Annotated in this window: 8 protein-coding genes; 6 read left to right on the top strand and 2 right to left on the bottom strand. The window is 66.9% G+C overall.

What is annotated here, in order from left to right:
* Positions 1–401 precede the first annotated feature (401 nt).
* Positions 402–1,991: a methyl-accepting chemotaxis protein gene (locus AZL_RS12855; protein ID WP_158305975.1), complete on the top strand. Its 1,590-nt coding sequence runs from the start codon at positions 402–404 to the stop codon at positions 1,989–1,991.
* A gap of 80 nt (positions 1,992–2,071) precedes the next feature.
* Here the strand turns inward: AZL_RS12855 and AZL_RS12850 are convergent, their stop codons facing one another.
* A complete protein-coding gene (locus AZL_RS12850) occupies positions 2,072–2,470 on the bottom strand; it encodes a hypothetical protein (protein WP_042443109.1) in 399 nt (132 codons plus the stop codon).
* Positions 2,471–3,609: 1,139 nt separating this feature from the next.
* Between AZL_RS12850 and AZL_RS12845 the strand changes: the two genes are divergently transcribed.
* Positions 3,610–4,305 carry an MCP four helix bundle domain-containing protein gene (locus AZL_RS12845; RefSeq protein ID WP_012974976.1) on the top strand — a complete coding sequence of 232 codons (696 nt, stop codon included), beginning with the start codon at positions 3,610–3,612 and terminating at the stop codon, positions 4,303–4,305.
* Positions 4,306–4,419: 114 nt separating this feature from the next.
* The gene (locus AZL_RS12840; protein ID WP_012974975.1) at positions 4,420–6,111 is read left to right on the top strand and encodes a methyl-accepting chemotaxis protein; all 1,692 of its coding nucleotides are present in this window, start codon (positions 4,420–4,422) and stop codon (positions 6,109–6,111) included.
* A gap of 76 nt (positions 6,112–6,187) precedes the next feature.
* On the opposite strand, the gene AZL_RS12835 is transcribed toward AZL_RS12840, so the two are convergent.
* Complete coding sequence (locus AZL_RS12835) at positions 6,188–8,965, bottom strand: ATP-dependent DNA helicase (protein ID WP_042443107.1); 2,778 nt, start codon at positions 8,963–8,965, stop codon at positions 6,188–6,190.
* Between the two features lie 109 nt (positions 8,966–9,074).
* On the opposite strand from AZL_RS12835, the gene mtgA reads away from it, so the two are divergent.
* From mtgA to AZL_RS12820, 3 genes are all read left to right on the top strand, one after another.
* On the top strand, positions 9,075–9,749 hold the full coding sequence (mtgA, locus tag AZL_RS12830) for a monofunctional biosynthetic peptidoglycan transglycosylase (RefSeq protein WP_012974973.1): 675 nt from the start codon (positions 9,075–9,077) through the stop codon (positions 9,747–9,749).
* 88 nt (positions 9,750–9,837) lie between these two features.
* Positions 9,838–10,362, top strand: a complete 525-nt coding sequence (locus AZL_RS12825) for a flagellar basal body-associated FliL family protein (RefSeq protein ID WP_012974972.1) — start codon at positions 9,838–9,840, stop codon at positions 10,360–10,362.
* 278 nt (positions 10,363–10,640) lie between these two features.
* Positions 10,641–12,011, top strand: coding sequence for a DEAD/DEAH box helicase (locus AZL_RS12820; protein WP_012974971.1), 1,371 nt, complete (start codon positions 10,641–10,643; stop codon positions 12,009–12,011).
* The last annotated feature ends 54 nt before the right edge of the window (positions 12,012–12,065 follow it).

Raw genomic sequence — 12,065 nt, 5'->3', positions numbered from 1 at the left:
TGTTGAAATTGCCTGGGACCGGAATGCTCGTGGCTGGCTGGGGCGCCGGTTTCCCTATGGTGCGCAGGCTCTGTTTCAAGTTCGCAACGGACCTTCTCTGTATAGTGGTTTAACGCAGTGTTGCGTTTTCAACGTGGCTGAGTGTTCTTCATTTATCCGTATATTAATGTATCTCCGGTATGGTTGACGCATTTGGGGGGTGGGCGTTTTCGGGCCTGCCCTTTGCGGAGGCGCGTGGAGGTCGCCAGTGAGCCTGGCTTCCCCTGCTGGGCGGCCACCTGGAACGACACTCTCGATGGATTTGGAGACGAACGGTGCTTGCTAGGTTGAACATCTCCGCGCGCTTGATGGCGGGGTTTGGACTTCTTGTCGCTTTGATCATCGCCCTCGCGGCTTTCTCGATGGCCGAGTTCGAGAGCCTCGGGGACCATGCCGCCTTGGCGCAGAGGCGATCGGCGGTCGTGATCGGCATGAAGGACTCCTACCTGAGCGTCCGGCAGGGACGGGTCATGGCCTGGAGCTATGCCGCCACCGGCGACGCCGGCTATCTGAAGGGCCGCGACGAGGCGTTCGCCCAGGCGCGCACCCAGTTGCAGACTGTCCAGAGCCTGCTGATCACCGATGAGGGGCGCAGGCTGGTCAAGGCCTTCGAGGAGTCGATCGTCGATTTCGAGGCGAAGGCGCGGGCCTTCAACGATCTGAAGGCCAAGGGTGCCGACGGCGCCTCGCCCGAATACCAGAAGGCCATCGTCGAGGTGAATGCCGGGGCCAAGCGCTATGCCGACGCCAACAACGCCGCCAGCGCCTATGTCGAGCGTCTCAACAGCGACACCGCGAAGGACATCGGCGACCGCATCGATTGGGCTTCCCGTGCCGCCCTCATCGCCGGCGTCATCGGTGCGCTGCTCGGCATGCTGGCCGCATGGCTGATCGGTCGCGGCATCACCGGGCCGGTCAACGCCCTGCGCGCCGTGATGGAGCGGCTGGCCGGCAACGATCTGGCCGCCGAGGTGCCCGGCACCGCCCGGCACGACGAGGTCGGCGCGATGGCCCGCACGGTCGAGGTGTTCAAGACCAACGCCCTGGAGGTCGAACGCCTGCGCCAGGAGCAGGAGGCGCAGAAGGCCCGTGCCGCCGAGGAGCAGAAGCGCGCCATGAACCGGATGGCCGACGATTTCGAACAGAAGGTGATGGTCATGGTGACGGCGGTGTCCTCCTCGTCGGGGGAGTTGCAGAGCACCGCGCGCAGCATGTCGTCGGTCGCCGACGAGTCGACGTCGGCCGCCGCCACCGTCGCCGCCGCGGCCGAGCAGACATCGGCCAATGTGCAGACCGTCGCCGCCGCGACCGAGGAGCTGTCCTCCTCCATCACCGAGATCGCCCGTCAGGTGGAGGAATCGGCCCGCGTCGCCAACACCGCGTCGGCCGAGGCCGCCAACACCAACGAACTGGTGCGCAAGCTGACGGCGGCGGCCGACCGCATCGGCGAGGTGGTGAGCCTGATCAACGACATCGCCGGCCAGACCAACCTGCTGGCCCTGAACGCGACCATCGAGGCGGCGCGTGCGGGTGAGGCCGGCAAGGGCTTCGCCGTCGTCGCCAGCGAGGTGAAGAGTCTGGCGAACCAGACGGCGCGGGCGACCGAGGACATCAGCCAGCAGATCGCTTCGGTCCAGGAGGAGACGCGCAACACCGTCGCCGCCATCCAGGGCATTTCCAACATCATCGAGCAGATCAAGGGGATTTCCACCACCATCTCCTCCGCGGTCGAGGAGCAGGGCAGCGCCACCCGCGAGATCGCCCGCAACGTGCAGCAGGCCGCCCAGGGAACCCATCAGGTCAGCGGCAGCATCGGCGGGGTCACCCAGAGCGCCGAGGCCACCGGAAGCGCCGCCGGCAAGGTGCTCGAGTCCGCCGGGTTGCTGTCGCGGAACGCCGACCGCCTGAGCCGGGAGGTGCAGGACTTTCTGGCCTCCGTCCGCGCGGCGTGACGCAAGCCGGTCGTCTTTGCCGGCCGACTTCAAGGGGGAAGGTCCACAACCGGGCTTTCCCCAGCGCCGGCCAGCCGCTTTCAGGAGGGTTTTTCCTGCCTCTCGGTTTGCAGCGCGAACCAGATCAGCTGTCTTGCCGCCGCCGTGTTGAGCCTTGGCCTGTCGCCGCCGGCCTCGTCGATTCCCAAGGTGTAGAGCGCGGAAACAATTCTGCCTTTCAACCGGGGCGCAAGGTGGCAGCCATTTTCCGAGAGCCACCGTTCAACGAAGTCGATCGCGTCGGCAATCAGAGCGTCGTTCAACGGTGATGCCGTCGCCTCTTCCGTCGGCGTGACCTTCATGGCGCCGCGCCCTGTCAGCAACCAGTTGATGTCATACCCAAGTCGGGCCAGCTCCACCAAGGTTTCTCCCTTCGGCAGCTTCCCGTGGAGTTCGTATGACTGCCAGGTGTTCTCTCCAAGATTGAAGCGCCTGGACATCGATCGCTGGGTTTCGTCAAGATCGTCTCTGATTGACTTCAGACGTTCGGAATATGGATTCATCGCCGTCTCTCAATCCGATTCATGATGCGACGATGATGGCGGAATGATTCAAAGCCCATCGTCATGCCTTCGGATCCGCAGGGCGCGCTGCGGATAGGCTGGTGCCTCATCGACGAATGGCACTTGTATTCGTGCAATTGATATACAATAAATAGCGTATGCAAATGAGAGTCTGGGAGATATGCGGCATTATTTTTTGTGCTTCTGTCAAGCATCTTGGTCTGTGCCTACGGCTGGGTCTGGGCGTCTTGCTTTAATATGACTCAATCCTAACGCTTTGCCTGCGACATGGAATCGCTATTTATTATAATCACTTTCGCGGTTTGTCGTCGGTCGATGTGGCAGTCGTGCCAAAAGACACGCAATACGCTGCGCAAGTCGTTATCTTGTGTAGGTTGCAGGCTGGAAAGTGGCAGATGAATATGATCTTGTGAATAGGCGAAATCCATCAAGTAGAACCGATAAGTCAGCATTGATTCAGTTATCAATTAAGATACACATTGTAAAATCAAATATATATATTAATATGCGTTAACAAAATTTTTTTTGTACTGTGTGCATTCATTATGGAGTTTTGTGAGAAATTTAGTTTCATTATGAGGGTAAAAATCTTACACGATTATTTTTATCTAGATATATGCGGTGATCATAATTCAATTATTTGGTTTTATCGGGCAAGAGCGCTGGGGGCGAGGGTTGTTCCCTGTCCGGCGTGGGGGTATCGCATGACAGGTGGTTGACACGGAAATCCATTGCCTCATTGTTGGGCAATCCGTGTCCATGGTCCGGGCGCGACTCCAGGGTCATGGTGGTTGGCATCGAAGGGGGGTGAGCGGCGAAGCCGTCGGAATGAAATGAATAAATTAGGGCAATAATCTTAAAGATAATTATGTAAAATTTCATCATTGAAATTTTGTAACGTCACCCGCAGCCGTATGGAGATGCGGCTGTGGATGGGATTATAATGTGTTTGTAGCGCGTTTTTACGTGTATCAATAAAAACTCCGCATTAAAGTCTAGCGGGAAATGACATGAAAAAACGTGCCTTACCTTGTTCCTCGGGGTCATGAGCGAGAATGCGCGACCAGACCCTGGTAGGGACAAAGCGGCTCTGCCTGGTCGGAGTGATGATCGGTGTGGGGCTCGTGGCCGGTGTCCTGGGGTGGCTTTCGGGCATCGATCCTGGGGAAAGGGGTGATCGGGGGATTTGGCTGCCATCGGTCGTCGCGCTGGGGGAAATCCGAACGCGCAGCGGGATTTACCGGAATACCGAAGGTCTGGCGGTCCTTGAGGCCGGGTCCGGGGAATTCCAGGACAGGGAAAGTCTGCTGGCCGAGAAGGCCTGGGCTCTGAATGCGGCCCGCTCCAGGTACGAGAAAATCCTGGGAATGGGAAAGGAAAGCGAGCTCTACGGGAAATACACGGAAATCTGGGAAATCTACCAGGCCGTCAGCACACAGAGGATATTTGCCGCGATCCACAGAAATGACAGGAACGCGGCGTTCCGGGTCTATCAAACAGACTCCTATTCCCTGTTCGACCAGGCCAACAGGGTTCTCGATGAACTGATCGCGTTCAATGCCGCCCAGGCGACCCGAACCGAGGCGAACCGAACCGCGTTGAATGGCGAGACCGCCCGCCGATCGGCCTTCATGGGTCTCGGGATCGGGATTGGGGCGGTGCTGGCCTTCGCGCTCTGCGGCCTGTCCCTGGCCATCGGCAAGGCCGATGGGGCGGGCGCCGGCCTGGATCGGGAGACTGACGGTTCATAGCGCGACGACCGGCATCCGCTCTTGAGGAGCGGGATGGCATGGCCGTGACCGGATCGGGTCGAACTGTGTCGCAGGCGTGCTTGGAAATCCACGCTTTGAAAGAAGGGGGCGAAGATGAAGCTGGTGGAAAATCTGTCGATACGGAACAAGATTCTGTATCTGATCGGCATCATGCTGGTGTTGATCATAGGATTGGGCGGCTTCGGGTTGAAGGAGGTCTCGATTCTCAATGGGCGGGCCGAAGTCATTCGCGGCAATGCGCTGCCATCGGTCCGCGCCCTCGGCGAAATCCGTACCTTCGTTGCGCTCTACCGCAGTCGCGAGGCCCGCGTCATTCTGAGTGATGCTCCGGCCGACCTGCAGACCGCCGAAAATCGCCGTATGGAGGTGCTGGGCAAGCTCAAGGCCGCACAGTCCAGCTATGAAAAGCTGATCACACCCGGGCGTGAAACCGCGCTGTATCAGGACTTCCTTGGTTACTGGAAGCAGTATCAAACCCTCAGTGAAGAGAAGCTGCTGCCGCTCGCCCGCAAGAACGCGGATGCCGAAGCCGCCGAGATCTATCGGACCGAATCCGCCGTGCTTTCAGGCAAGCTGGACGCGGCGCTGGAAGAGGTGATCGCGTTCAACGCGGGCGAAGCCGACGCGGCGGCGCAGGAGGGCGAAGCCGCCTACCGCAGCGCGTTCAACGGCGTCGGGATCGCGATCGTCCTGGCTTTGATGGTCGGCGCCGGCGGCGGCGTCCTGGCCGTGAAGACCATCGCCGGCCCGGTCGTCTCCCTGACCAATGCGATGCTGCGCCTCTCCCGCCGCGATTATGGGGCGACGGTGATCGGCATCGCGCGTGGGGACGAGATCGGCGAGATGGCGCGGACGGTCCAGATCTTCAAGGATGGCCTGATCGAGGCCGACCGGCTTGCCGCCGCGCAGGCCGCCGAACAGGAGGTGAAGCTGCGCCGCGCCGAAGCGGTCGACAATCTGATCCGAGGGTTCGAAGCGCAGGCCGCCGAGGCGTTGCGGACCGTCGCGGCCGCGGCCACCGAACTCGACAGCACCGCCCAGAGCATGTCGCGAACCGCCACGCAGACGCGGGAACAGGCGACCACCGCGTCGGCGGCGGCCGAACAGACCAGCGCCAACGTGCAGACCGTCGCCAGCGCCGCGGAGGAGATGTCGACCTCCATCCGCGAAATCGGGACGCTGGTGACGCGCTCCACCGGGATCGCCGGGCAGGCGGTGACCGAAGCCGGCCGGACCAACGAGACGGTGCGCGGGCTTGCCGACGCCGCGCAGCGGATCGGCGCGGTGGTGCAACTGATCACCAGCATCGCCGGCCAGACCAATCTGCTGGCGCTGAACGCCACCATCGAAGCCGCCCGCGCCGGGGAGGCCGGCAAGGGCTTCGCCGTCGTCGCCAGCGAGGTCAAGAGCCTGGCCAACCAGACGGCCAAGGCCACCGAGGAGATCGCCGCCCAGATCGCCGCCATCCAGGACGCCACCGGTGGCGCCGTGAAGGCCATCGAGGGCATCAGCGGCACGATCTCGTCGATCAGCGACATCTCGATGTCGATCGCCGCCGCCATCGAGGAACAGGGGGCGGCGACCGCCGAGATTTCGCGGAATGTGCAGCAGGCCGCCGTCGGCACCCGGCAGGTGTCCTCGACGATCGGCGGCGTCACCCAGTCCACCGGGGAGACCGGCGTCGCGGCCGAGCAGGTGCTGGGCGCGGCCGGCAGCCTGTCGCAGCAGGCCGAGGGGCTGCGCCGCGACGTTGAGCGTTTCCTCGACGCCATCAAGGCGGCATAGGCGCTCCCGGTCTTCGATGCGGATGGGCGGTGCGGATCGGGGGAGGGGATCCGGGTGAGTTCCGGATCTCCTCCCCTCACCAGCCCCGCAGGAACTCCGCGGTTTCCTCCACCGCCTGCTTCAGCCCGACGCGCCGCATCTCCACCCCCTCCGGGAAGGCGCCGCCAAGCCGGCTCGGCATCATCGGGTCCAGCAGCACGAAGACGCCGGTGTCGTCGGCGCGGCGGACCAGCCGGCCGAAGGCCTGTTTCAGCCGCAGCCGGGTGATCATGTCCTCGTAGCGGCGGCGGCCGAAGGCGTCGCGCCGGGCGCGGTGCAGGATGTCCGGGCGCGGCCAGGGCACGCGGTCGAAGACGATCAGGCGTAAGGATCGGCCCGGCACGTCCACCCCGTCGCGCACCGCGTCGGTGCCGAGCAGGCAGGCATGTTCCTCGTTGCGGAAGATGTCGATCAGGGTGGAGACGTCGAGCGGATCGACATGCTGGGCGTAGAGCGGGATGCCGACCTGGTCCAGCGGCTCGGCGATGCGGTCGCGCACGGCGCGCAGCCGGCTGATCGCGGTGAACAGGCCGAGCCCGCCGCCGCCCGCCGCCAGAAACAGCGACTTGTAGGCCGCCGACACCTGCCCGAGATCGTCCTTGCGCACGTCGTTGACGACGAAGACGCGGGTGCGTTTGGGATAGTCGAAGGGGGAGGGCACCTGGGCGCGGATCGCCGGGGCCGGCAGATGGCTGGCGCCGCATCGGTCCTCCGCCGCCCGCCAATCCTGGCCGACGTCGCCGGTGCCGTCGGTCAGGGTGGCGCTGGTCACCACCAGCCCATGGGCGGGACCGGCCAGCGCCTCGGCGAAGGGAACGGTCGGATCGACCCAGTGGCGGTAGAGGCCGACATCGACGTCGCGCCCGTCGATCCGCTCCACCGCGAACCAGTCGACGAAGTGGGAGGGCGTCTCGGTCGGCAGGGTGCGCAGCATGGCGCGCCATGCCTCCACCGTCAGAGTGCCGCGGCGGTGCAGGCCGCGCGACAGCGCGTCGATGCGGCGGCGCTGGTCGGACTCCAGTTCGGCGCCCTCGTCCTCCAGCCGTTGGGCCAGCCGGCGGGCCAGCGCCTCCACCGGTTCTGACAGGCGGACCAGCGCCTGCTCCAGCTCCGCCGCCGCGTCGAGCAGCCCGTCGACCGGATAGGCCTTGTCGGCCTCCAGGCTGTAGGGGCCGCCCTGGCCGGCGGTGCGGGCATAGACCTGCTGGCGCGCCAGCAGCAGGAAGCGCTCGGTCGGCCCCTGCGGGTTGTCGGCGGCCAGCCGGGCCGACCAGCCGTCGCCGGGCAGCACGCGGGCCCCCATCAGGACGTCGTCGAGATGGCGCAGCGCCTCCTCGTCGTTGGCGACGATGTCCTCCAGCCGGCGCTTCAGGCCGCGGGCGCGGCTGCGCCCGGTCTCCTCCGCCCCGAGCAGCCAGCGCCGCAGCTCCTGCGTCTCGCGCCCGGTCAGATGGCCGGCGAAGGCGCTGTCGGCGGCGTCGAAGACATGGTGCCCCTCGTCGAAGACATAGCGGCTGGGCAGCGTCGGCTCCTCGCCGCCGCCCAGCGCCGCCTGCACCATCACCAGCGCGTGGTTGGCGATGACGATGTCGGCGCGCCGCGCCCGCCGCACGCTCTTCTCGATGTAGCAGCGGGCGTAATGGTCGCAGGCGGAATAGATGCATTCGCCGCGGCGGTCGGCCAGCCCCAGCGTCGGGCCGCGCCCGGCGATGTCGGCCAGCCAGCCGGGGAAGTCGCCGCCGGTCATGTCGCCGTCGCGCGTCGCCGCCGCCCAGCGCGCCATCAGCCCGACGCCGACGGCGTTGTGCGGCTGGAAGGGCATGGCGCGCACCGCCTCCTCCAGATTCAGCAGGCACAGGTAATTCTCGCGCCCCTTGCGCAGCACCACCTTGCGCGTCTTGGTCGCCGGGTCGGCATAGAGCCGGTCCAGCTCGGCGTCGATCTGGTGCTGGAGGTTGCGGGTGTAGGTGGAAATCCAGACGGTGCCGCCATTCTTCTCCGCCCACAGCGTGGCCGGCGCCAGATAGCCGAGAGTCTTGCCGACCCCGGTCCCGGCCTCCGCCAGCACGACGTTCGGGGTGTCGGGCAGCTGGCGCGGGGCGAAGGCGGCGGACACCGCGCTGGAGTAATCCGCCTGCTGCGGCCGCGGCTCCGCCATCTTGCCCGGCACGCTGGCCGACAGCAGGACGGCGAGCCGGCGGCGCGCCTCCTCCGGATCGACCGGATTCTGGGCGGGCGGCGGCGGCGGCGCGCCCTCCTCCCACTCCTTGATGCGGGTCCAGACGCGCAGGCCCGAGCGGGCGGCCCCCTTCTCCGGCCCGTCCGGCTTGCCGAGCGCCGCCAGCACGGCGGGCGCCCAGGGCCAGCCGGCACGCCCCATCTCCCAGGCGAAGGCGACCGGGTCGGACGCCTCCTCTCGCCCGGCCGCTCCCAAATCGCCGAGCAGCCGGCGCACCGCGCGCTGGAGCGCCAGCGCCTCCGCCTCGTGCCCGTCGGGGGTGGGCAGGTCGAGCGCCCCGGCGATGCCGCGCGGGGTGGGGACGCAGAAGCGGGCGGGATGGACGAAGGCGAACAGCTCCAGCACGTCGAAGGCCGGGAAGCCGTCGATGCCCAGCCGGCGGGCGAAGGCGCGGGCATGGCAGAGCAGCGGCGGCTGGCGGCGCACCGCCGACGCGGCGGCGGCCAGCGACAGCTCCTCGACCTCGCCGTCAAGCGTCAGAGACACGACGCGGCGCGCGCCGGCCACCATGGCGGGCGCGTCGTCGAGGCTGTGCATCGGGCCTTGCATCGGGCTGGGGTCGGCGGTCAGGTCCATCGCCGGCACTATAGGGCGGTGGCGTGCCGCAAAGCGAGCGCCGGATGTTGACGGGCCGCCGCTTCACCCCCATTGAGGGGGACGGGATGCGAAGCGGGGACGGGGCGGGATGCGGAGGCTGTTGCGCTGGGCGCTGATCGGGGTGGTGGGGCTGGTCGCCGTCTCCCTCCTGTGGGCGGCGCTCTACCGGGTGGTGCCGCCGCCGGTCACCCCGCTGATGCTGATCCGGGCGATCGGCGGCTCCGGCCTGTCGCGCGACTGGGAGCCGCTGGACCGCATCTCCCCGGCCCTGGTCGAGGCGGTGATCGCCTCGGAGGACAGCGGTTTCTGCGGCCATGGCGGCTTCGACTGGGCCGCCATCGAGGATGCCTTCGAGGAGAATGAGGACGGCAAGCGCCTGCGCGGCGGCAGCACCATCAGCCAGCAGACCGCCAAGAACGCCTTCCTCTGGCCCGACCGCAGCTGGGCCCGCAAGGGGGCGGAGGCATGGTTCACCCTGCTGATCGAGCAGCTGTGGAGCAAGCGCCGCATCCTGGAGGTCTATCTGAACATCATCGAGTGGGATGACGGGGTCTATGGCGCCGAGGCCGCCGCGCGGCATCATTTCGGCAAGTCCGCCGCGGCGCTGACCCGGCGCGAGGCGGCCCTGCTGGCGGTGGTGCTGCCCAACCCGCGCGACTGGTCGCCGACGCGCCCCGGCCCCTATGTCGCCCGGCGGGCCGGGGTGATCGAACGGCGGATGGCGCTGGTGCGCCGCGACGGGCTGGCGGATTGCGTGCGGTGAGGAGGGATCATACGATCACCTCCACTGAATCTTAACGCCATCGCCCTATCCTTGGGCATGCCACTGTCCGGCCCGGAGGAGGCCGACCATGGCCACGCACCGCACTTTGCATGGATCACCGTTCCAGACCCGGCCGCTCGCTCCGGTCGGCGAGGAGCCGGAGACCCATCCCCATGTCCCGCCGCAGCCGGGAAGTCCCGCCCGCCTGCTGATCATCGTCGTGATCGCCCTGCTGACCCTGGCCGGGCTGGCCTATGGCGGCGGCATGGCGCTGGACCGCATGCTGGACCAGCGGCGGATCGAGGCGCGGATGGGGCCGAAGCCGCAGCTGGCGCGGCTGCCGGCGCTCGAGGTGCCGCTGGACGGGTCGCGGGCGGTCGAGATGCAGGTCTCGCTGGTGCTGGCGCCGAAGGTCGAGGCCGACCGCATCCTGCGCTATCAGGAGCGCATCGCCGACCGGCTGTTCCAGACCGTCAGCCAGGCCGGCGCCGAAAATCTCACCGGCAGCGGCTCCGCCGACTTCCTGAAGGCGCGGATCAAGGAAGCGGTGAACCGCGAGGCCGGGACCGGCCTGTTCCGCGACATCTACATCGAACGCATGGTCGTCAAGTGACCGGCGCGGGGCTCGTTCCGCGATGGGCCTTGTCTTGTGCGGCGCAATAGCCTATGTAGAGCGCCTTGATCGCTGGAGGCTCGCGCGTCTCTTGAGCGAGACGCGCTGTGATTGCGCAACGGTTAACGTCCCGAGGTGATGGGGGCGCTCTTGCCGTTGCATCGGATAGACGCCTCTCCCTCTATCGACCTCCTCCCGGCGAGTTCGCCGGTATGTCCCACGCCCGCCATCGGGGCGCGCGGGGCCGTGCCGTGTTGCTTTGAGAAGGTTGATCCGACTTGTCGTTTTCCGAACTCGGTCTGCACCCGCTCGTCCTGAAGGCCCTTGAGGCGTTCGAATACACCACCCCGACCCCGGTCCAGCTCGCCGCCATTCCGCCGGCGCTCCAGGGCCGCGACATCCTCGCCACCGCCGAGACCGGTACCGGCAAGACCGCCGCCTTCATGCTGCCGGCGCTGACCCGCACCGCCGAGCTGCCGCTGAACGGCGCCGCCACCCCGCGCGTGCTGGTTCTGGCCCCGACCCGCGAGCTGGCCAAGCAGGTCACCGACGCCGCCCGCAAATACGCGAAGTTCATGAAGCTGAACATCGTGGACGTGGTCGGCGGCATGCCCTACCGCGAGCAGCTGCGCCTGCTGTCGCGCCCGGTCGACGTTCTCGTCGCCACCCCGGGCCGCCTGCTGGACCATGTCGCCCGCCGCCGCATCGCCCTGGACGAGGTCGAGGTGCTGATCCTCGACGAGGCCGACCGCATGCTGGACATGGGCTTCCTCGACGATGTCGAGACCATCGCCAAATGCTGCCCGCCGACGCGCCAGACCCTGCTGTTCACCGCCACGCTGGACCGCCGCATGGCGCAGCTGGCCGGCAACCTGCTGCGCAACCCGGAGCGCGTGGCCGTCGAGAGCCAGGCGACCTCGGTCAATGTCGAGCAGCGCCTGCACCATGCCGACGACATGGACCACAAGCGCCGCCTGTTGCAGCATTTCGCCGCCCAGGAAGAGGTCGGCAAGGCGATCATCTTCGCCGCCACCAAGCGTGACGCCGACACGCTGGCCGAGGAGCTGAGCGCCGCCGGCCATGCCGCCGCCGCCCTGCACGGCGACATGGACCAGACCAAGCGCAACCGCACGCTCCAGCGCCTGCGCACCGGCCAGGTCCGCCTGCTGGTCGCCACCGACGTCGCCGCCCGCGGCATCGATGTGCGCGACATCACCCACGTCATCAACTTCGACCTGCCGCGTTCGGCGGAGGATTATGTCCACCGCATCGGCCGTACCGGCCGCGCCGGCGCCTCTGGCGTGGCGATCTCCTTCGCCGCCCGCGCCGACCGCGAGACCCTGGTCCGCATCGAGCGCTACACGAAGGCGACGCTGGAGGTGCATGTGGTGCCCGGCCTGGAGCCGACGCGCCCCTTCACCACCGGTGGCGGCGGCCGTCCGGCCGGGCGCAACGGCCGTCCGGGCGGCGGCGCCGGCAAGCCGTGGCACCGCAACGGCGAGTCCAAGGGTCCGCACGCCCCGCGCGGCCCGCGTCCGGACTATGCCCGCAACGACAACCACCGCGGCGACTCCCGCCCGGACCATGGCCATGCCCGCCGTGACGCCCACGGCAACGGCAAGCCGGCGGCCCGCGCCAAGAGCTGGTAAGCGGCGTTTCCGACGCTTTTGAGCGTCGATCCGACCGTTCAATGAATAACGCCC

This window comes from Azospirillum sp. B510, from assembly GCF_000010725.1.
Classification (GTDB): Bacteria; Pseudomonadota; Alphaproteobacteria; order Azospirillales; family Azospirillaceae; genus Azospirillum; species Azospirillum lipoferum_B.
This window is presented reverse-complemented; position numbering and strand designations above follow the sequence as displayed.